The sequence below is a fragment of the Streptomyces sp. NBC_01460 genome (assembly GCF_036227405.1).
In the GTDB taxonomy this organism is placed as follows: Bacteria; Actinomycetota; Actinomycetes; order Streptomycetales; family Streptomycetaceae; genus Streptomyces.
Genome location: NZ_CP109473.1, coordinates 1,345,819 through 1,366,473, shown reverse-complemented (window position 1 = coordinate 1,366,473; position 20,655 = coordinate 1,345,819). Strand labels below are relative to the sequence as shown.

Below are 20,655 nucleotides of genomic sequence, written 5' to 3'. Positions count from 1 at the left end.
CTCGCCACCACCACCGACGCCCGATCGCGACGACCAGGAGCCCGCACGATGAATCCCGACAACCCGCAGCAGCCCGGCACGCCCCGTCCCCTCAGCGCCCCCACCTACGGCGCGTACCCGACCCCGCCCGCCCCGCCGCCGCACGGTCCGTACCCGTGCGGGTTCACGCACCCGCCCGCCCCGCCCGCGAAGCCGTCGCAGGGCAAGAGGTGGCTCACCCACGGAGCCGTCGGTCTCGTTGCCCTGTTCCTCGGAGTCGGGATCGGCGTCTCGGACGACCAGGCCCAGGCCACGGACGCAGCCGGGCCCACACCGAAGGTGACCGTCACCAAGACGGAAACGAAGGAGGTGGAGGTGCCCGGGCCCACGGTGACCGTGACGAAGACCGCCACGGTCACTGCCCCGCCGCCCAAGCCCGCCAAGCCGAAGGGGCCGCCCACCACCGTCGAGGGAGACGGCGAGTACCTGGTGGGGGAGGACATGAAGGCGGGGACCTACAGGACCGCGGGACCCGATGGGGGCTTCGGGTGTTACTGGGAGCGGGCGAGCAACGCCAGCGGGGAATTCGACGCGATCATCGCCAACGGCAACCTGGACGGAAGCGGCCGGGTCACCGTCAACAAGGGCGAGGTCTTCAAGTCCACCCGTTGCCAGGAGTGGAAGCGCGTCGGCTGAGCAGCACCGAGACGGTGGCCGCAGCAGGGTGGGCACCGGTGCTGCGGCGGCGTCGTGGGACGCGCCGGCCGGACGGGGGTGCGCCCGCCCCGGCACGACGCGAGCCCCGCGGTGACCGGCACGGTGCCGGTCACCGCGGGGCGGTGTGGTGCGGGAGGGGGATCAGCAGGCCCCGAGGTCCTGCCAGACGCCCCACTCACCGGTGGAGCCGGGGGTCTCGCCCTTGGTCCACCACCGGGCCTTCCAGGTGTGCGAGCCGTGACTGACCGTCGTCCCGCCCCCGTACTCCGACGTGGCGCTCCACGCCGCCGCGGAGCAGCTGCCGCCGCCCGGACCCGAGGTCGGTGTCGGGGTGGGTGTCGGCGTCGGGGTCGAGGTCGGTGTCGGCGTCGGGGTGGGTGTCGGGGTCGGCGTGCTCCCCGTCCCCGGCTGGACCACGGTGGTGCCGCGGGCCAGGTCACCGGCGAGGGCGTACGTGGACCCGCCGAAGGTCACCGTCCAGTTGGACGGGGTCGACGTCGGGAGGTAGTAGACGAAGTCCAGCTGTACGGAGGCTCCCGGGGCCAGGGTCTGCCAGGACGGCAGCTTCAGCGAGACGCGGTTGTAGTCGCCCTTCAGCCCGCCCACGTTGTTCGCCGCGGTGTGGTCGCTGCGCACGATCTTCGTGCCGAAGCCGGACTGGTCCTTGGCGTTGGCCGGCGCCGAGGTCGCGTAGTCGAACTGGAACTCCGTGCCGCCCGGCAGGGTCGCCGTCGTGTTGTTGGTGATCTTCAGCTTCGGGCTGATCGGGTAGTTCGAGTCGCCCAGCGGGAACTGGTCGAACGACACGTCGATGTCGAGCGCTTCGGACGGCAGGCTGGTCGTGGACCGCGTCGCGCCGTACGGGGCGGCCGACTTGAAGGCGTCGTACATGGCCGAGGTCAGGGTCGAGCCCGGCTCGTACTGTCCCTTGGCCGCGTTCCAGGCGTAGTCGCCGGCGAGCTCCCAGATCATCGTGCCGCCGATGCCCTTGTCGACGACGTAGTCGGCCTTGGCGGCCACCGACTGCTCGTCCTCGGTGGACAGGAACACCTTCTTCTGGGCGTTCCACAGCCACGGCGCGACCAGCGTCGAGTCGTAGTTCCGGACGTAGGTGCCGGTCAGCTGTGTGGAGGCGGGGAGGCCGTACCGGGTGACGTAGTCACCGACGACGCCCTTCTCCAGGTTCTTCGCGTGCCACATCGGGTTGGAGCCGGCGGGCGCCTCCTTGCCGTTGGTGTCCAGGTCGTGCCAGAGGTTGTCGATGCCGACCGCCCCGTCACCGCACTTGGTCAGGCCCGCGCCCGCCGGGCAGTCGGTCGTGGAGGCCTTGCCCCACAGCCCGTTCGTACCGCCCTGCACGTTCTTGAAGCCGCGGGTGTAGTAGGGCAGCCCGATGTTGATCCGGCCGGCCGGCATCGAGCCGCGGAAGTAGTGGTAGGCCCAGTCCGTGTTGAGATAGCCGACGCCTCCGTACTGGGAGGTCGAGTAGACACCGGCCTGCGCCAGTTCGGCGTCCTTGCCGTCGTCGAAGAGCGAGGCGTTGGGGCCGACGTACTCGTTCCAGGCGCCGTGCAGGTCGTAGGACATGATGTTCACGTAGTCCAGGTACTTCTGGACCTGGAAGGTCTCCATCCCGCGCAGCAGATAGCCGGAGGAGGGCGCCGCGACCGTCAGCAGGTAGTGCGTGCCGTCGGCGGCGGAGGCGCGGTCGAGCTTCTCGCGCAGCGTCTTCATCAGGGCGCCGTAGCTCTTGACGAGGCCGGCGCGGCGGGCGTTGGCGAGGGTGTGGTCCAGCGGGTTGCCCGCGTCCTTCATGGTCGTCGGGTACTCGTAGTCGATGTCGACGCCGTTGAACCCGTACTTCTTGATGAAGGCGACGGTGGAGTCCGCGAAGGTGTTGATGCCGCTCTGGTTCACCGAGCCGTCGGCGTTCGTGGTCATCGAGTAGAAGCCGCCCGAGTCCACCCGGCCGCCCTTGTCGTCGAAGTAGCCGCCGGTCTCGGCCCAGCCGCCGACGGAGACCAGGGTCTTCACGGCCGGGTGCTGCTTCTTGAACTTGTTGAGCAGGTTGAAGTGGCCCTTGTAGGGGAGGGCGGGGTCCATCTCCGCCCCCGCCACGCCCGGCCAGGTCATCCCGGTGGACGCGTTGTCGGGGCCGTCCGTGCCCACGGAGATCTTGTTCGCGCCGTCGACGTGCGCGAACGCGTAGTTCAGGTGGGTGACCTTGTCCCACGGGATGTCCGAGGCGAGGTAGGCGGGCTTGCCGTCCTTGCCGGTACGCCAGTTCGTGAAGTACCCGATGACGCGCCGCTGGTGGTCGGCGCCCATCTTCTCGCGGCCCGCGGCGTCGTAGACGGAGCAGTAGGGCACGTCGACGCCGGGGGTCTCGTAGAGCCCGTCGGGCCGACAGGACTCCTGGTCGGCGGCGGCCGAAGGGGACGCGGTGAGAGAGCCCAGCAACAGGGCGCCGGCGGCGCCGGCGGCCATCAGGGCGGCTCTCAGGCGGGTGGGGGACAGCATGTGTTGTTCCTCCTGGGGAGGTCGGCAGAACACAACTGGCAAAGGGGGCTTGTGCGATGTCCGGGTGTGCGCACACCCGGACGACGTTCCTCGGAGGTGACGCAGAGATTAAGAGGACTAGACCAATGAGTCAATAGGTATGGACCATTCGGGAGGGGCGCCGTCCGTGACGGGTGCTCCCGCCCGCCTGTGAGACGCACCACAGAAGTCGCCCGGTCGGCCCGGTCCCGGTCGTGGCACAATGAGTCCTGTACCAGCAGCAGCGCACTCCGGGGTCGGTGTAATTCCGAACCGGCGGTTATAGTCCGCGACCCGTCCGCATCCAGCGGCCGGTTGACCAGGTGAGATTCCTGGACCGACGGTGAAAGTCCGGATGGGAGGCAGTGCGCGGCGGGCCGTCACAGGTACGCCGCCGTAGGCGGATGCGTTCCGGGAGGTCCCGGGACGGTCACATCCGTCTCCCGGTTCCCGGCGTTCCCTGTTGCGTTCCGCTCTCTCTGTCGTCATCGACAGGCCCCGGAGTCCGTGCCCGAAGAGGCAGGAGGACCCGGTGGAAACCGCAGCGACCCGAACCGCCATGCGGCGCGCGATCACGCTCGCCGCGCGCGGACTCGGCGCCACCAGCCCCAACCCGGTCGTCGGCTGCGTCATTCTCGACGCCTCCGGGGAACAGGCCGGCGAAGGCTTCCACCAGCGCGCCGGCGGGCCGCACGCCGAGATCCACGCCCTGCGCGAGGCCGGCGGACGCGCCCGGGGCGGCACCGCCCTCGTCACCCTCGAACCCTGCAACCACACCGGACGCACCGGTCCCTGCGCCCAGGCCCTCGTCGAGGCCGGTGTCAGCCGTGTCCTGTACGCGGTCGGGGACCCGAACCCGCAGGCCACGGGCGGTGCGGACACGCTCCGTGCCGCCGGTGTCCAGGTGGAGCAGGGCCTCCTCGCCGACGAGGCGGAGGCCGGCAACGCCGCGTGGCTCACCTCGGTCCGCCTCGGCCGCCCGTACGTCCTGTGGAAGTACGCGGCCACCCTCGACGGCCGGATCGCCGCCGCCGACGCCACCAGCCGCTGGATCACCTCCCCGGAGGCCCGCGCCGACGTCCACCGGCTGCGCGCCGAGGCCGACGCCGTCGTGGTCGGCTCCGGCACCGCCCGCACCGACGACCCCCAGCTGGGCGTACGCGGAATCGAGGGCGCCACGCAGCCGCTGCGGGTGGTCGTCGACACCGGCGCCACCGCCGTACGGCCCGGAGCCCGGGTCCTCGACGCGACGGCGCCCACCCTGATCGCGGTCGCCGACGACGCCGACGCCGGCCACCTCCCCGAGGACGCCGTGCTGCGCCTGCCGCGCGCCGCCACCGGCCCCGGCCTGGACGTCCAGGCGCTGCTCGCCGCCCTCCACGGGCGCGGCATCCGCTCCGTACTCCTCGAAGGAGGGCCGGTCCTGGCCGGTTCCTTCGTCGCCGCGGGGGCAGTCGACAGCGTCGTCGGCTATCTCGCTCCGGTTCTCCTCGGCGCGGGCCCGGCAGCCCTCGCCGATGCCGGAATCACCACCATCTCCCAGGCGTTGCGCCTCGATGTGACCGAGACCGTCCGTATCGGCCCCGATCTGCGCATCACCGCCGTCCCTGTTCCTGCTCGGAAGGGAAACTGAGTGTTCACCGGAATCGTCGAAGAACTGGGTGAGGTCACGGCCGTCGAGAAGCTCGACGACGCCTCCCGCTTCCGACTGCGCGGCCCCGTGGTGACCGAGGGCGCCAAACACGGCGACTCCATCGCCGTCAACGGCGTCTGCCTCACCGTCGTGGACCTCGGGGAGAACGAGTTCACCGCCGACGTCATGGCCGAGACACTGGACCGCTCCAGCCTCGGCGCGCTCGCGGCCGGCTCCCGCGTCAACCTCGAACGCCCCATGGCGCTCGGCGGCCGCCTCGGCGGGCACATCGTCCAGGGGCACGTGGACGGCACGGGACACATCGTCGAGCGCAAAATCTCCGAGAACTGGGAGCTCGTCACGGTCTCCCTGCCCGCCGGCCTGGCCCGCTACGTCGTGGAGAAGGGCTCGATCACCGTCGACGGGGTGAGCCTGACCGTCGTCGACGCGGGGCCCGACTTCTTCACGATCAGCCTCATCCCCACCACCCTCGCGCTGACCACGCTCGGCCTCAAGGGGCCCGGCGACCCGGTCAACCTCGAGGTGGACGTCCTCGCCAAGTACGTCGAACGGCTGCTCGGCCACGGCGCCGCGCCCGCATCCGGGGAGACGGTCGCATGAACGCCCTGGACTGGCTGAACTCGGAGGCCTTCACCGCCTTCGGACAGCACATCATCTGGTCGGACATGATCGGCAACACGATCGGGCTGATCGCCCTGGCGCTCGGCTGGCTCCGCTCGGTGTGGACCTGGCCCGCCCAGCTCCTGTCCGGGGTCGTCCTGGTCGCCGCCAACGTCTCGGTGCAGCAGGCGGGCAGCGTCGGCAAGCAGCTGATCGTCATCGCCGTCGCCGTCTGGGGCTGGCAGCAGTGGACCCGCGGCAGGCAGAAGGCGCAGGACGGTTCCCTCGCCGTGCGCTTCGCCACCTGGCGCGAGCGCGGATACCTGGTGGGCGGCGCCGCCCTCGGCACGCTGGCCGTCGGCGGGCTGTTCACGGCCTTCCCGTCGCTCTCCTGGAGCCCCTGGGCCGACGCCTACATCTTCGCCGGCACCCTCGTGGCGATGATCGCCCAGGCGCGCGGCATGGTCGAGTTCTGGTTCGCCTGGCTGCTCGTCGACCTCGTCGGCGTACCGCTCAACTTCCACAGCGGACTCGCCTTCTCCGGTCTCATCTACGTCGTCTACGGGGCCCTCGTCCTGTGGGGCATGCGCGACTGGTGGCTGCGTACGCGGACACCCGCTCTGGAAGGAGCCACGGCATGACTGCCCAGCCCACCTGGTTGCACGACCGAACCCTCGAAGACCTCTCGCTCGACCCCGTCGAGCAGGCGATCCGCGACATCGCCGCCGGGCGGCCCGTCGTGGTCGTCGACGACGAGGACCGGGAGAACGAGGGCGACCTCGTCATCGCCGCCGAGAAGGCGACCCCCGAGATCGTCGCCTTCATGATGAGCGAGTGCCGCGGCCTGATCTGCGCGCCCATGGAGAACGACGAGCTGGAACGCCTCGAACTCCCGCAGATGGTCACGCACAACACCGAGTCCATGCAGACCGCCTTCACCGTCTCCGTGGACGCCTCCGCGGAGCACGGCGTGACCACCGGGATCTCCGCGGCCGACCGGGCCACCACGCTCCGGCTGCTCGCGGGCGGCAGGGCGGGCCCCGGCGACTTCGTGCGCCCCGGCCACGTCTTCCCGCTCCGCGCCCGGACCGGCGGTGTCCTCGTCCGCAACGGCCACACCGAGGCGGCCGTCGACCTGGCCAGGCTCGCCGGACTGCGCCCCGCGGGCGCCATCGTCGAGATCGCCGGCGAGGACGGGGTGATGCTGCGGCTGCCCGAGCTCGTGCCCTTCGCCCGCAAGCACGGCCTCACGATCATCTCCATCGAGGACCTGATCGCCTACCGCCGCAGCTCCGAGCCCACGGTGCGGCGCGAGGCCGAGGTCCGGCTGCCCACCACCTTCGGCCCGTTCACCGCGTACGGCTACCGCTCCACCGTCGACGGCGTCGAACACGTGGCACTCGTCCACGGCGACATCGGCGACGGCGAGGACGTCCTCGTCCGGGTCCACTCCGAATGCCTGACCGGCGACATCTTCCAGTCGCAGCGCTGCGACTGCGGTCCGCAGCTCCACACCTCGATGGAGCGCGTCACGGCCGAGGGCCGCGGCGTCGTCGTCTATCTGCGCGGCCACGAGGGCCGCGGTATCGGACTGCTGTCCAAGCTGCGCGCGTACGAACTCCAGGAGCGCGGCTCCGACACCCTCGACGCCAACCTCGAACTCGGCCTCCCGGCCGACGCCAGGGACTACGCGGCGGGCGCCCAGATCCTCCGGGACCTCGGGGTGCGCACCCTGCGGCTGATGACCAACAACCCCGACAAGACGGCCGCGCTCGTACGGCACGGTCTCGAGGTCACCGGGCGCGAGCCCATGCCCGTCCAGGCGGGCGAGCACAACCTCCGGTACCTGCGCACCAAGCGCGACCGGATGGGCCACGACCTGCCCTGGCTGGACGCCACCGCGTCCGCCTGCGGCAACCAGTAAGCACCGACGAACACACAGGAGAGACATGAGCGGCAAGGGCGCACCCGAACTGTCCGTACGCAACTGCGGAGACCTGCGGGTGGCGGTGATCGCGGCCCAGTGGCACGAGCAGGTCATGGACGGACTCGTCGACGGGGCCCTGCGCGCCCTGCACGACCTCGGCATCGACGAGCCGACGCTGCTGCGGGTCCCCGGCAGCTTCGAGCTCCCGGTGGTGGCCAAGGTGCTCGCCGGCCGCGGCTACGACGCGATCGTGGCCCTCGGAGTGATCATCCGCGGTGGCACCCCCCACTTCGAATACGTGTCCCAGGGCGTGACCAACGGCCTCACCCAGGTCACGGTCGACACCGGGGTCCCCGTGGGCTTCGGCGTACTCACGTGCGACAACGAGGAACAGGCCCTCGACCGGGCCGGACTCGAGGGCTCCAACGAGGACAAGGGCCACGAAGCGGTCACCGCGGCCGTGGCCACCGCGGCCACACTGCGCACCGTCAGCGAACCCTGGCGCTGAGCAGCGGTCCGGGACCCCGTATTCTAAGGACCATCATGGCGAACAAAACCTTCGAAGAGCTCTTCGCCGAGCTCCAGCTCAAGGCCGCCGACGGCGACCCCTCCACCTCCCGCACCGCCGAGCTGGTGGGCAAGGGCGTGCATGCCATCGGCAAGAAGGTCGTCGAGGAGGCCGCCGAGGTCTGGATGGCCGCCGAATACGAGGGCAAGGAAGCCGCCGCCGAGGAGATCTCGCAGCTGCTCTACCACGTCCAGGTGATGATGGTCGCCCGCGGGATCTCCCTCGACGACGTCTACGCCCACCTCTGAGCCGCACCCCGCACGTTCCCGCACATCCCTCCGCACAAAGGAAACCCGACTTCATGCTGCGCATCGCCGTCCCCAACAAGGGTTCACTCTCCGGGCCTGCGATGGCGATGCTCCATGAGGCCGGCTACCAGCAGCGCAAGGAGTCGAAGGAACTCGTCCTGGTCGACCCGACGAACGAGGTGGAGTTCTTCTACCTGAGGCCGCGGGACATCGCGATCTACGTCAGCTCGGGCCGCCTCGACATCGGCATCACCGGCCGCGACCTCCTGCTGGACTCCGGTGCCGACGCCGAGGAGATCCTCCAGCTCGGCTTCGCGCGCTCGACCTTCCGCTACGCCACCAAGCCCGGCACGGCCGACGGCCCGCAGGACTTCGACGGCATGACGATCGCCACGTCGTACGAGGGCATCGTCGCGGCCCACCTCGCCGAGGCCGGCGTGAAGGCCTCCGTCGTCCACCTCGACGGCGCGGTCGAGACCGCCATCGAGCTCGGTGTCGCCCAGGTCATCGCCGACGTCGTCGAGACCGGCACCAGCCTGCGCAACGCCGGACTCGAGGTCATCGGCGAGCCGATCATGACCTCGGAAGCCGTCGTGATCCGCCGCAAGGGCGCCGACGCCGAGGACCCCAAGGTGCAGCAGTTCCTGCGCCGCCTCCAGGGCGTCCTGGTCGCCCGCACCTACGTGATGATGGACTACGACTGCCGCGTCGAGCACCTGGAGCGCGCCGTCGCCCTCACCCCGGGCCTGGAGTCGCCGACCATCTCCCCCCTGCACCACGAGGGCTGGGTCGCCGTCCGCTCCATGGTCGCCTCCAAGGAGGCCCAGCGGATCATGGACGACCTGTACGAACTGGGTGCGCGCGCGATCCTCACCACGGCCATCCACGCCTGCCGCCTCTGACGGCCGGACCACAGCACACCTGAGGACGACACCGCCCCATGACCGCCCCCGCGCCCGGTCCGACCGGACTCCCCGCTCTCCCGGCCACCTTCAGGCCCACCCTCACCCGGGTGGTCCTGCTGGCCGTGGGGGCGGCGATGTTCGTCGTCATCACGGCGGTCGCGCTGGTCCTGGAGAACCTCGGACCGGGGGAGCGGACCAGCTTCGTCTTCGTCGCCCTGCTCTTCTTCGGCGTCCTGGCCCTCCTCAGTAGGCCCCGGATCACCGCCGACGAGAGCGGGATCACGGTCGTCAACATCACCCGGACCCGACGGCTGGCGTGGGCGGAGATCCTCCGCGTCAACCTGCGGGCCGGTGACCCGTGGGTCTTCCTCGACCTCAGCGACGGCACCAGCCTGCCCGCGCTCGGCATCCAGCCCGGAATCGCCAGGAAGCAGGCGATCCGGGACGCCCGCGCACTCCGCGCGCTCACCGAGTTCCACGGCAGCGGAGTGAACGACGCCACGGAGAACGGCTGAGCCCCCTGCCCCGTTCGGCCGGATCCCGATTATTCTGGGAACGGCGGCGCACCGGGTGCGCCCCGCCCCGCACCAGAAGGCCCCCCGGGCCCGCGGGGCCTTTTCCTGCGACCCAAGGAGTGACTCCCTCCAGCAATGGACGGATCGTCCGGTAGTACCTGCGCCGCCCTCTCCCCGGAGGCGGCGGCATGACCACCCCCCTGTTGCTGCTCCTCGCGGCATTCCTCCTCATCCTCGCCAACGGGTTCTTCGTGGCAGCCGAATTCGGGCTCGTCACGGTGGATCGGCCGGACGCCGAACGCGCCGCCGCCGAAGGCGACCGCCGGGCCCGTACCGTCGTCGCCGCCCTGCGTGAACTCTCCTTCCAGCTCTCCGGCACCCAGCTCGGTATCACCATCACCTCGCTGGTCGTCGGCATGCTCGCCGAACCGGCACTCGCCCAGCTGCTCGCCGGACCCCTCACCGCCACGGGACTGCCCGGCGGGGTCGTGCCCGGAGTGAGCGTCGTGATCGGCATGCTGCTCGCCTCCGCCGTGCAGATGGTGGTCGGCGAGCTCGTGCCGAAGAACTGGGCGGTCTCCCGGCCGCTCCAGGTCGCGCGGTTCGTCGCCGGGCCCCAGCACCGCTTCTCCACCCTCCTGCGCCCGGTGATCACCGCCCTGAACGCCGTGGCCAACCGGCTCGTGCGGCTGCTGGGAGTCGAACCGACCGACGAGCTCGCCTCCGCCAGGACACCCGGCGAGCTGGTCTCCCTGGCCCGGCACTCCGCGGAGGCGGGGACCCTGGAGCAGGACACCGCCGACCTCTTCGTGCGGACCCTGTCCCTCGCCGGTCTCACCGCGCAGCACGTCATGACCCCGCGGGTGAAGGTCAGCGCGCTGCAGGCGTCGGCGACGGCGGCCGACGTCCTCAACCTCACCCGTGCCACCGGCCTGTCGCGCTTCCCCGTCTACCGGGACCGCATCGACGAGGTCGTCGGCATGGTCCACCTGAAGAACGCCCTGGGCGTTCCCTCCGGGGACCGGCTGCGCACCCCGGTGAGCCGTATCGCCGTACCGCCGCTCCTGGTGCCGGAGACCCTGCCCGTCGAGCAGCTGCTCCAGCGGCTGCGCAGCGAGCAGCCGATCGCCGTGGTGGTCGACGAGTACGGCGGCACCGCGGGTGTCGTCACCCTGGAGGACATCATCGAGGAGCTCGTCGGGGAGGTCAGGGACGAGCACGACGTGGAGGGCGCCGACCGTCCCGAGCTGACGCCCGTCGTCGCCGACGACGGACGGTCCGGCTGGGACGTGGAGGGCAGCACCCGGGTGCTCACCCTGCACCGGATAGGTCTCGACGTGCCCGAAGGCCCGTACGAGACCGTGGCGGGGCTGGTCGCCGACCTGCTCGGGCGCATCCCCGCACCCGGCGACCGGGCCGAGCTCCCCGGCTGGCGGATCTCCGTCCGCCAGGTCGGCCACTACCGCGCCGAACAGGTCCGCTTCGTCCGTCTGACGGACCTCCCGGACCCCTCGGCGGAACGCCTCACCCAGGAGCTGCTGGAGGCCGTGCGATGAGCCTCGTACAGCTGGCACTCGCCGGCCTCCTCGTGCTGGCGAACGGCTTCTTCGTCGGTGCCGAGTTCGCACTCGTCTCCGTACGGCGCAGCCAGGTCGAACCCCTCGCGGCCGGCGGGTCGAGCCGCGCCAGACAGGTCCTGTACGGCCTGGAGAACCTGCCGCAGATGATGGCCGCCGCGCAGTTCGGCATCACCATCTGCTCCCTCACCCTCGGTGCCGTCGCCGAGCCGACCGTCGCCCACCTCCTGGAGCCGGTCTTCCACGCGGCCCGTGTGCCCGAGGGGTTCGTCCACCCGCTCGGCTTCGCCGTGGCCCTCGTCTCCGTGGTCTTCCTCCACCTCGTCATCGGCGAGATGGTCCCGAAGAACCTGGCGATGGCCGCCCCGGAGAGGACCGCGATGTGGCTCAGCCCCGGCCTGGTCGGCTTCGCCCGGCTCTGCCGGCCGGTCACCTCGGCGCTCGGGGCCTGCGCCACGCTCGTGCTGCGGCTCTTCAAGGTCGAGCCGAAGGACGAGGTCGAGGCCGTCTTCACCAGCGAGCAGCTCAACCGGCTGGTGGAGGACGCGGGCCTGGCCGGCCTGCTGGAACCGGAGGCGCAGGAGCGCCTAGGGGACGCCCTCGAACTGGGCAGCAGGCCCGTCACCGACGTGCTGCTGGACCGGGCGTCCCTGGTGACGGTGGATCCCTCCGTCACCCCCCGCCGGGTCGAGGAGCTGACCGTACGGACCGGCTTCTCGCGCTTCCCCGTCTGCGCGGAGGGCGGCGGCGCCTTCATGGGCTATCTGCACGTCAAGGACGTCCTGGAGCTGGAGGACGGCGAGCGGGCCGTGCCCCAGCAGGTCTGGCGCCCCATGGCGACGGTGCGGGCGGAGCTCCCGCTGGACGACGCGCTGACGGTCATGCGGCGCGCGGCCACGCACCTCGCCCAGGTCGCCGACGCGTCGGGCAAGGTGCTCGGCCTGGTCGCCATGGAGGACGTCCTGGAGATGCTCGTGGGTGAGGTCCGCGACCCGGCCCACCGCGTGTCGGTGCCGCGCCGCACGGTGGACGTGCCGAAGGCCATGGCCCCGCTGGGCTGACACCCGGGGCTGGTCGTCACGGCCGCCGGGCGGCCCCGCCGGGGCCGCCCGGCGGCCGTGTCACAGCGCCCCGGGCTCCTGCGTCCCGCGGTCCATGGAGCTCCGCCCGGACAGCACCTCGCCGTACGCCTGCATCAGGTCCGGCAGCCGCAGGGTGGCCAGATCGTCGCGGGTCGGCGCGGCGGCGTATCCGGACAGCCGCAGATCGCGGTAGGCGCAGCTCTTCTCGTACAGGGTGCGCAGGAAACGGCCGTTGCCCAGCTCGTCGATCCAGCCCTGGTCGACCACGTGCCCGCTGATGCTGCGCAGCTCGTCGAGGGACTCCTCGTCCCACACGTCGCCGTTCTCGGCGGCCAGCACCCCGCCGATCGCGGTGAGTTCGAGGGGACGGTAGCTCGGGAAGTCGACGCGCGTCGTGAAGCGCGAGGACAGCCCCGGATTGGTGGAGAGCAGCCGGTCCATGCCCTCCGGGTAGCCGGCGAGGATGACGACCAGATGGTCCCTGTTGTCCTCGGCCCGCTTGAGGAGCACCTGCAGGGCCTCGTCGCCGTACGCGTCGCCCTTGCTGTAACCGGAGTTGGAGAGGCTGTACGCCTCGTCGACGAACAGCACACCACCGAGCGCCGAATCGATCAGCTCGTTGGCCTTCACCGCCGTCTGCCCGAGGAACTCGCCGACCAGATCGGAGCGTTGGGCCTCCACCAGATGGTCGCCGCCGAGGAGCCCGAGTGCGTAGAACACCCTGCCCAGGATGCGGGCGACGGTGGTCTTGCCCGTCCCGGACGGGCCGGAGAAGACGAAGTGGCGCTTCGGCGGCTGCACCGGCAGGCCCTGCTCCGCCCGCAGGCGCGCCATGGCGAGCTGCGCGGACAGGGCCTTGACCTGGCGCTTCACGGGCTCCAGCCCGACCATGCGCTCGAGCTCGGCCAAGGCCTGGGCGAGCATGGCCGGGTCGCTCGGCCCCGCGGGGAAGACGGCGGCCCGCGGTGCCCCCGGCTTCACCCGCGCCCCGCCGGCGACGGGCGCGGACGACGGCAGCACGGCCCCGGGCAGGACCTGCGGGTCGCCGCCGAGCCAGGGCTCACGGCCGTCCGCCAGATCGGTGCCGAGTGCCGTGTCCCCGTCCGTCCGGGCCTCCGTCCCCGCACTGTCCGAACCGAAGCCGGCCAGCGAGACCGGGGCGAGATCGGCGGCCTCGTCGTAACCGTCCCCCTCGGAGATCGCCGCGAGCCGGGCCGAGGTGTCCATGAAGGCCGGGTCCACCCGGTGCACCGCCCGGTACAGCGGCAGCGCCGCCGCGCTGCGTCCGGTGCCCTCGTGGGCCCGCGCCAGCCAGTAGCGGAGCTCCTTGCGCTGGGGCTGCTCGCTGCGACAGCGCATCAGAGCTGCGGACAGGAGGGGCTCCGCCTGCCCGTACATCTCCAGGCGCACCCGGGCCATGCCGCCGAAGAGCCCCGCCTCGATGCCGAGCAGCGGATCGTCGGTGAGCTGCTCCGTGGTGCGCACGAGCTGGTCCCAGTCCTTGACCAGGTAGGAGCGGCAGGCGTGCAGGAACCGCACCTGGGGGTCGGCGTCGACCGGCGGCAGCCCCGCCAACGCCCGGTCCAGCTCCGGAACATGGCGGCCGTCGAGCCAGTGCGAGGCGTGCGCGAGGAGCAGGTCGCGCGGGCTCTCCAGCACCGGCTGCACCCACCACCCCAGCCAGTACCAGGAGTTGAGCGTACGGCGATGGCGCCCGCGCTGTTCGCCGAAGCGCTCGCGATGGCGGTACATGCGTAACAGGGCCGTGGTGGTGTCGATCCGCAGCGCGTGCAGGCCCAGCCAGCCGTCCGCCATCCCGGGATCGATGCGTACCGCGGTCCTGAACTCGTCCTCGGCCTGCGGGTACGCGCCCATGGTGTAGGCGTCCACCCCGCGCAGCCAGGCAAGGTCGGCCGGGGCCTGTGTGCCCGGCGTGCCGATGTCCATCAGGTCCCCCACAAACCGTGCCCCCAGAATGCCCCGCCCGCACAGCATGCCCAGCGCGACGCACCTAATCACCGCGCCCGGGACGGGAATTGACCACACCGAGACGCATCGTACCTGCACAGGGAGTGAGCGGTTAAGTGCGATACCGGCGCTTCACCGGTGGTGACCGAGGGTGAGAGGGGGCCCGGTCCGAAGGGTGCGGGAGGGCAGGACGAAGCCCCCGGTCACGGGGGAACGACCGGGGGCTTCGCGTCTGTCGGGGCTCCGAAAAGCCGCACATTGAGAACGTAGGACCAGTACGGCCCCTCGGTCAAGCCGAGTTGGGGCCGCTCCGGCGCTTTTTCCTACTGGTCGGTATGGAGTACCTCAAGCTTCACTGTCCGTGATGATCCGACTCGCCCCCGCTGTCGGGTGAGGCCCTTCCAGCCACGTGTATCCCGTGGGTATCTGCCGCACCACCACGTCCGCGAAGGGAGCGGAGGGGTCGTCGGCGAAATGCCGCCGCTCCGCCGCGGTCCAGCCGTCCCAGAACTCCGTGAGCCCGGGGCCGTCACGGAGTCTGCCGCGCTCCCAGGAGGCCTCGCTGTCACCCTCCATCCACAGCAGCCCCGCGAGGAACGGCCGCACCGCGGCCCGGCCGGCCCCGACGCCCTCGATCAGGGTCACGGGGGCGGGGCCCAGGGTCCTCGGCGGACCGAAGCGCCGGGCCGTCCAGTCGTAGGGGGCGTACCGCGCGGACTCTCCGCGGGACAGCGGGTCCAGGACCTGCGCCCGCAGGCGGTCCGTCCAGTCGAAGAGCTCCTCGTGCGTGGCCAGGTCGTCGAGGTGCAGTACGGGGGCGCCGCCGAGCGCGGCGGCCAGGCGGCCGGCGAAGGTGCTCTTGCCGGACCCCGCGTGACCGTCGACCGCGACCAGCCGCACCGGACCGCAGGACGGGGGCAGGGCGCGCAGCCGGCGCGCGTGGTCCGCCAGGTCGTTCATGCCCCCACCCTATGAGAGCCCGTGAGCCCGTGAGCCCGTGAGCCCGTGAGCCCACGGGGCCCGGCCCCGGCACGCGTCCCGGCACTCCTTCTCAGGGTCACGACCGGGCCGCTCCTCGGCCCTCGCCCAGGTCACGCCAGTGGACCAGACCAATATTGCTCACGCGGCACGGCCCGAATCACTGGCCGGATGCCGCCCCGACCCGCGATAGTTGGCCCACCGATCGGCACCCGCAGCCCCAATCCGCTCAACGACCGGGGGTCTCGCCCATGACCAGACCGACTTCACGCAGGACCGTGCTGACCGCCGCGCTCGCGGCGGCGGCCGGGGCAAGCACCGTGGCCTCCGCCGGCCCGGCGAGCGCCGCCCCCACCCGTACCCCCTCAGCCCCGGCGGCAGCCTCGCTCGTGGACAACCGCTTCTGGACCTCGTACACCGACTGGCGCTTCGGCTCGTCGGCCGGCACCCGCGCCGTCGCCGGACGCCGGCCGGGGCTGGTGATCTCCGCCCCCGTCGGAACCACCGACTACGCCGACCCGCACACCGGCACCACCAGCACGTGGGAGTACGCCACCTGGACCTCCCCGGTCCACCGCCCGGACGTACCCGCCACCGAGGTGATCGCCTCCTGGAACGCCCACACCCCGCAGGGCACCTGGATCCAGATCGAGCTGCGCGGCGGCTACTCGGACGGGACGGACACGCCCTGGTACGTGATGGGCCGCTGGGCCGCCGGTGACACGGACATCCGCCGCACCTCGGTGGACGACCAGACCGACGGCCGGAGCACCATCTGGACCGACACCTTCTCCCTGGACGACGCGGCCAGCGGCCTGCGGCTGGTGTCGTACCGCCTGAGGCTCACCCTCCACCGCACCCCGGGCACCCGCCTCACACCGACGGTCCACCGGGTCGGCGCCATGGCCTCGGACATCCCGGACCGCTTCACCGTGCCCGCCACCGCACCGGGCATCGCCCGGGAGCTCGCCGTGCCCCGCTACTCACAGAACGTCCATGTGGGGCAGTACCCGGAGTACGACAACGGCGGCGAGGCCTGGTGCAGCCCGACCTCCTCGCAGATGATCATCGAGTCCTGGGGGCGCAGGCCCACCCCGGAGGACCTGGCCTGGGTCAAGCCGGGCATCGCCGACCCGCAGGTCTGCCACGCGGCCCGCAACACCTTCGACTACCAGTACGACGGATGTGGCAACTGGCCCTTCAACGCCGCCTACGCCGCGACCTACAAGGACATGAACGCCGTGGTCACCCGGCTCGGATCGCTGGCCGATCTGGAGAAGCTGATCGGCGCGGGCATCCCGGTCATCACGTCCCAGTCGTTCGTCAAGGACGAGCTGACGGGGGCGGGTTACGGCACGTCCGGCCACCTGATGACGGTCATCGGCTTCACGGCCGACGGCGACGTGATCGCCAACGACCCCGCATCACCGTCCAACGACGCGGTGCGCCGGGTCTATCGACGGCGCGAGTGGGAAAATATCTGGCTGAGGACCAAGCGCTACGACGCGAACGGCGCGGTCAGGGGCGGGACGGGCGGAGTCTGCTACATCTACTGGCCGGCCGATCCGAGTGCGCGTCAGCGCAGCGTCCTGAGGTCACTCGGGCTGGCCTGAGTATGTAGGGACCTACGGCCGCCTCGACGACCTGACGGCAGCGCTCCTGCCCGTCCTGCGTGAGGTGGCCGTACCGGTCCGTCGGCGGGTCGGCCCGCCGACGGACGGCTCCCGCTGGTCCCACCGGCGTGAGTGGTTGCTCCGGGGCCCGTTCCCGCCCTCACGTCATCGCGACGACGACCTTGCCGGCCTTCGTCCGCCCCTCTTCGACGTACTCCATCGCCTGAAGGGTTTCGTCGAAGGGGAAGACGCGGTCGACGACGGGGCGGATCTTCCCCGCGTCGACGAGGGAGGTGAGTTCGCGCAGTTGGTCGCCGCCGGCCTTCATGAACAGGAACGAGTACGTCACACCGTGACGTTTCGCGCTGCGCCGGGTCCTGAAACTGAGGGCGGTCATGGCCAGGCGGAGGATCGGGTTCACGCCGAGTTCGCGAGCGAAGGCCGGGTCGGGCGGGCCCGCGACGCTGATGGCCGTTCCGCCGGGCTTGAGCACGCGCAGGGACTTGGCGAGGTTCTCGCCGCCGAGGCTGTCGAGGACGACGTCGTAGCCGTTGAGGAGCTCTTCGAAGTCCTGCGTGCGGTAGTCGACGACGACGTCCGCGCCGAGGCCCTTGACCAGGTCGACCTTGGCGGTGCTCACCGTGGTGGCCACGTGCGCGCCCAGCGCCTTCGCCAGCTGGACGGCGATCGAGCCGAGGCCGCCTGCGCCCGCGTGGACGAGGACCTTCTGGCCGGGCTGCACGCGTGCCCGCTCGACCAGCGCCTGCCAGGCGGTCAGGGCGACCAGGGGGAGGGAGGCGGCCTCGGCCATGGTGAGGGTGGCCGGCTTGGGTGCCAGGTCGTCCTGGTGAACGGCGAGGAGTTCGGCGAAGGTGCCGATGCGGTCCTTGTCGGGCCGGGCGTAGACCTCGTCGCCCACCGCGAAGCGGGTGACGGACGGGCCGACCCGGACGACCGTCCCGGCGAGGTCGTTCCCCAGCACGAGCGGGAGACGGTAGGGCAGGAACGCCTTGAAGTCTCCCTTGCGGATCCTGAGGTCCAGCGGGTTGACGCCCGCCGCGTGGATCGTGACCAGGACGTCGTCGGCGCCCACCTCCGGGTCGGGCAGCTCGGCCTCGCGCATGCCGGCTGGATCGCCGTACCTCTCGACCGTGAAGGCCCTCATCGTCGTCTCCGTTCCGTGTTCCGTCCCTGAGAGGGCGGGTCTCCGCTCGTCCCGGCCTCCTGCCGGCACGAGACAGTTCGTGTCGTTCTCCTGGCTGCGGGGTGGGCGTGCCGCGTCCTCAGCGGCGTTCACCCCTCAGGCGACCGGCACGACCGGGGCGGTGACGCGGTCGGCGGCGCCTCCCTGGAGCCGGTCCAGGGAGGCGGCGATCGCCTCGTGGGGCGCGCCGAGCGGCACCGCGCTGACCTCGGTGAGGCGGGTGTACTGCGCGTCGGTCAGCTGGACGTCGAGGGCGCCGAGGTAGCTGTCGAGCTGGGAGAGGTTGCGCGGACCGATGATCGGGACGAGCGTGGCCGTGGAGCGGGCGGCGCGCTCGCGCACCCAGGCCACCGCCACCTGGGCGGGTGTCACGCCCGTCTCCTCGGCGACGGCCAGGACGGTGTCGACGACGGCGGTCTTCTGCCCGGTGCTCTCGGTGTGGATGACCATGCCCAGATCGCTGAGGCGCCCCTCGGCGGAGCCGCGGTACTTGCCGGTGAGCAGTCCGCCGCCGAGCGGGGACCACAGGGCGGCCCCCAGTCCGAGGCTCTCGGCCATGGGCAGGAGTTCGCGGTCGGCGGTGCGTTCGACGAGGCTGTACTCGTGCTGGATGCCCACGATCGGGGCCCAGTTCCTCAGGTCCGCGAGGGTCACGGCGCGCGAGACGCGCCAGGCGGGGAAGTTGGACAGCGCGGCATGGTGGATCTTGCCGGCGCTCACCAGGTCGTCGAGGCCGCGCAGGAGCTCCTCCATCGGAGTGAGCCCGTCGGGGAAGTGCACCCACAGCAGGTCGATGTAGTCGGTGCCCAGGCGCCTCAGGCTGGCCTCCACCGAGGCGACCATGTTCTTGCGGCTGTTGCCGGTCCTGGAGATGTCCGGCTGCGGGGAGGCGCCGAGGGCGAACTTCGTGGCGAGGACGAAGTGGTCGCGGTCGGCGGAGATCAGTTCTCCTGTCAGTTCCTCCGACTCGCCGAACTGGTAGCCGTCCGCGCTGTCGAGGAAGGTGCCGCCGGCTTCGGCGAACCGGTCGAAGATCCGGCGTGCCTCGTCCGGCTCGGCGCCCGCGCCCCAGCCGGTGCCGAAGTTCGCGGTGCCGAGCGCGTACTCGGACACGCGCAGGCCGGTCCGGTGTCCGAAGGTCGTGTAACGCATCAGGTGTCCTTACGTGCGTGAGGGTGGGAATTCGGTCGCGCCGGGGTGGAGGGGTGAGCTCAGCCCGCGTTCGGCCGGGGTGCCGCGGACAGACTCTGCTTGACGTACCGGCTGGTCTCGTCGGCGAGGATCTCGGGCAGGCCGGTCTCGATGCCGTGAAGGGCCTGGGCCGCGACGTCGGCTGCGGCGACCTTCTGAACGGCGGGCACACCGGCGGCCATGTCGGTGTCCATGTAACCGACGTGCAGCGCCGAGACGGTGATCCCGCGCGGCGCCAGCTCCTCACGGGTCGCGTCGCTCAGCGCCCAGGCGGCGGCCTTGGAGGCCGCGTAGGAGCCGAGGCCGGCCGGGTGGAACCAGGACAGGGCGGACAGGACGTTGAGTACGGCGCCGCCGCCGTTGCCCTCGATGACGGGGGCGAAGGCGCGGGTCGCGGCGAGCGGGCCGAAGAAGTTGGTCTCCATCTCCCGGCGCACCTCCTCCACGTCGCCTCCGATCAGCGTCGCGCCGGTCGAGATGCCCGCGTTGTTGATCAGCAGGGTCGCGTCGGACGCCACACGGGCGGCCTCCCGTACCGACGCCTCGTCCGTGACGTCCAGCCGCAGCGGGATGACGCCCGGCACGTCGACCGTCCCGGGGCGTCGAGCCGCGCCGTACACCTTCGCCCCACGCTCCACGAGCTGGGCGGACAGGTGCCGCCCGAGCCCCCGGTTGGCACCGGTGACCACCGCGACCGCGTTCTTCAGTTCCATGCCGGCTCCTCGTCCTGGCGGGCGCCGTCGGCCACCCGCGGCAAATTAGATTATGCATGCAATCTAAGCACGGGTCTATGATAGATGCCAGTCGACATCCAATCGGGAGATGGTCATGGGCCGCGTATCGCAGGCACAGGCGGAGGAGAACCGCCGGCGGGTGGTGGACACCGCGTCCCGGCTGTTCCGGGAGCAGGGGACGCACGTCAGCGTCGCCGACCTGATGAAGGCGGCCGGTCTGACCCACGGCGCCTTCTACAAGCAGTTCGCCTCCAAGGAGGCGCTCGTCGACGAGGCCACCGCCCACGCCTTCGCCGAGCTCGCCCGACGCCACGGTGCCGGGCTCGAGCGCTACGACGGGGAGCGCGAGGCCGCCCAGCAGGCGCTGATCGGCACGTACCTCTCCGTCGAGCACCGCGACGACCCGGCGGACGGCTGCCCGGTCGCCGGGCTCGCCACCGATGTCGCGCGCGAGGGCGGTGAGCGCGAGGCCCGTCGCGTCTACACCCAGGGCGTGGCCGACTTCGCCGGCTTCCTCGCCACCGACGACCAGGACGGCATCGCCCGCCTCTGCACCCTGTTCGGCGCGCTGGTCCTGTCCCGGGCCACGAAGGGCTCCCCGCTCTCCGAGGAGATCCTCGCCGCCGCCCACGCAGCCCTGACGGAGACCGGCTGAGC

19 protein-coding genes and 1 riboswitch are annotated in these 20,655 nt (G+C 71.4%); of the genes, 13 read left to right on the top strand and 6 right to left on the bottom strand.

The window, feature by feature from the left end:
- The first annotated feature begins 48 nt into the window (after window positions 1-48).
- Window positions 49-675, top strand: coding sequence for a hypothetical protein (locus OG488_RS06015; protein ID WP_329226607.1), 627 nt, complete (start codon window positions 49-51; stop codon window positions 673-675).
- Window positions 676-837: 162 nt separating this feature from the next.
- On the opposite strand, the gene OG488_RS06010 is transcribed toward OG488_RS06015, so the two are convergent.
- Window positions 838-3,216 (bottom strand): chitinase C-terminal domain-containing protein, encoded by a 2,379-nt coding sequence (locus OG488_RS06010; RefSeq protein ID WP_329226605.1) that lies wholly within the window; start codon window positions 3,214-3,216, stop codon window positions 838-840.
- Between the two features lie 260 nt (window positions 3,217-3,476).
- Window positions 3,477-3,607, top strand: a riboswitch (FMN riboswitch).
- Between the two features lie 159 nt (window positions 3,608-3,766).
- On the opposite strand from OG488_RS06010, the gene ribD reads away from it, so the two are divergent.
- The 10 genes from ribD to OG488_RS05960 all read left to right on the top strand — a co-directional run bounded on the left by ribD (window position 3,767) and on the right by OG488_RS05960 (window position 12,289).
- Window positions 3,767-4,867, top strand: coding sequence for a bifunctional diaminohydroxyphosphoribosylaminopyrimidine deaminase/5-amino-6-(5-phosphoribosylamino)uracil reductase RibD (gene ribD, locus OG488_RS06005; protein WP_329226603.1), 1,101 nt, complete (start codon window positions 3,767-3,769; stop codon window positions 4,865-4,867).
- A complete protein-coding gene (locus OG488_RS06000; RefSeq protein WP_329226601.1) occupies window positions 4,868-5,488 on the top strand; it encodes a riboflavin synthase in 621 nt (206 codons plus the stop codon).
- Window positions 5,485-6,129 (top strand): nicotinamide mononucleotide transporter family protein, encoded by a 645-nt coding sequence (locus OG488_RS05995; RefSeq protein ID WP_329226600.1) that lies wholly within the window; start codon window positions 5,485-5,487, stop codon window positions 6,127-6,129. Before OG488_RS06000 ends, OG488_RS05995 begins: the two co-directional genes overlap by 4 nt.
- Entirely contained in the window at window positions 6,126-7,412 is a 1,287-nt protein-coding gene (locus tag OG488_RS05990) for a bifunctional 3,4-dihydroxy-2-butanone-4-phosphate synthase/GTP cyclohydrolase II (protein WP_329226599.1), read from the top strand. Before OG488_RS05995 ends, OG488_RS05990 begins: the two co-directional genes overlap by 4 nt.
- 25 nt (window positions 7,413-7,437) lie before the next feature.
- The gene (gene ribH / locus OG488_RS05985; RefSeq protein ID WP_103760538.1) at window positions 7,438-7,923 is read left to right on the top strand and encodes a 6,7-dimethyl-8-ribityllumazine synthase; all 486 of its coding nucleotides are present in this window, start codon (window positions 7,438-7,440) and stop codon (window positions 7,921-7,923) included.
- Between the two features lie 35 nt (window positions 7,924-7,958).
- Window positions 7,959-8,231, top strand: coding sequence for a phosphoribosyl-ATP diphosphatase (locus OG488_RS05980; RefSeq protein ID WP_014157415.1), 273 nt, complete (start codon window positions 7,959-7,961; stop codon window positions 8,229-8,231).
- Between the two features lie 53 nt (window positions 8,232-8,284).
- Window positions 8,285-9,133: an ATP phosphoribosyltransferase gene (gene hisG / locus OG488_RS05975; RefSeq protein ID WP_329226596.1), complete on the top strand. Its 849-nt coding sequence runs from the start codon at window positions 8,285-8,287 to the stop codon at window positions 9,131-9,133.
- Window positions 9,134-9,171: 38 nt separating this feature from the next.
- Window positions 9,172-9,651, top strand: coding sequence for a PH domain-containing protein (locus OG488_RS05970; RefSeq protein WP_329226594.1), 480 nt, complete (start codon window positions 9,172-9,174; stop codon window positions 9,649-9,651).
- Between the two features lie 188 nt (window positions 9,652-9,839).
- Window positions 9,840-11,207, top strand: coding sequence for a hemolysin family protein (locus OG488_RS05965; protein WP_329226592.1), 1,368 nt, complete (start codon window positions 9,840-9,842; stop codon window positions 11,205-11,207).
- Window positions 11,204-12,289 carry a hemolysin family protein gene (locus OG488_RS05960; protein ID WP_329226590.1) on the top strand — a complete coding sequence of 362 codons (1,086 nt, stop codon included), beginning with the start codon at window positions 11,204-11,206 and terminating at the stop codon, window positions 12,287-12,289. The genes OG488_RS05965 and OG488_RS05960 overlap by 4 nt, the downstream gene beginning before the upstream one ends.
- A 60-nt stretch (window positions 12,290-12,349) precedes the next feature.
- Here the strand turns inward: OG488_RS05960 and OG488_RS05955 are convergent, their stop codons facing one another.
- Complete coding sequence (locus tag OG488_RS05955) at window positions 12,350-14,257, bottom strand: AAA family ATPase (protein WP_329226589.1); 1,908 nt, start codon at window positions 14,255-14,257, stop codon at window positions 12,350-12,352.
- Window positions 14,258-14,623: 366 nt separating this feature from the next.
- A complete protein-coding gene (locus OG488_RS05950) occupies window positions 14,624-15,238 on the bottom strand; it encodes a uridine kinase family protein (protein WP_329226587.1) in 615 nt (204 codons plus the stop codon).
- Window positions 15,239-15,507: 269 nt separating this feature from the next.
- Here OG488_RS05950 and OG488_RS05945 point away from each other — a divergent pair, with 269 nt between their 5' ends.
- Window positions 15,508-16,869 carry a peptidase C39 family protein gene (locus OG488_RS05945; RefSeq protein WP_329226585.1) on the top strand — a complete coding sequence of 454 codons (1,362 nt, stop codon included), beginning with the start codon at window positions 15,508-15,510 and terminating at the stop codon, window positions 16,867-16,869.
- A gap of 160 nt (window positions 16,870-17,029) precedes the next feature.
- Here OG488_RS05945 and OG488_RS05940 read toward each other — a convergent pair whose 3' ends face one another.
- The 3 genes from OG488_RS05940 to OG488_RS05930 form a co-directional block, all read right to left on the bottom strand.
- Complete coding sequence (locus OG488_RS05940) at window positions 17,030-18,034, bottom strand: NADP-dependent oxidoreductase (RefSeq protein WP_329226583.1); 1,005 nt, start codon at window positions 18,032-18,034, stop codon at window positions 17,030-17,032.
- Window positions 18,035-18,169: 135 nt separating this feature from the next.
- Window positions 18,170-19,225, bottom strand: a complete 1,056-nt coding sequence (locus OG488_RS05935) for an aldo/keto reductase (protein WP_329226581.1) — start codon at window positions 19,223-19,225, stop codon at window positions 18,170-18,172.
- Window positions 19,226-19,284: 59 nt separating this feature from the next.
- Window positions 19,285-19,977 carry an SDR family oxidoreductase gene (locus OG488_RS05930; protein WP_329226580.1) on the bottom strand — a complete coding sequence of 231 codons (693 nt, stop codon included), beginning with the start codon at window positions 19,975-19,977 and terminating at the stop codon, window positions 19,285-19,287.
- A gap of 115 nt (window positions 19,978-20,092) precedes the next feature.
- Here OG488_RS05930 and OG488_RS05925 point away from each other — a divergent pair, with 115 nt between their 5' ends.
- The gene (locus OG488_RS05925; protein ID WP_329226578.1) at window positions 20,093-20,653 is read left to right on the top strand and encodes a TetR family transcriptional regulator; all 561 of its coding nucleotides are present in this window, start codon (window positions 20,093-20,095) and stop codon (window positions 20,651-20,653) included.
- The last annotated feature ends 2 nt before the right edge of the window (window positions 20,654-20,655 follow it).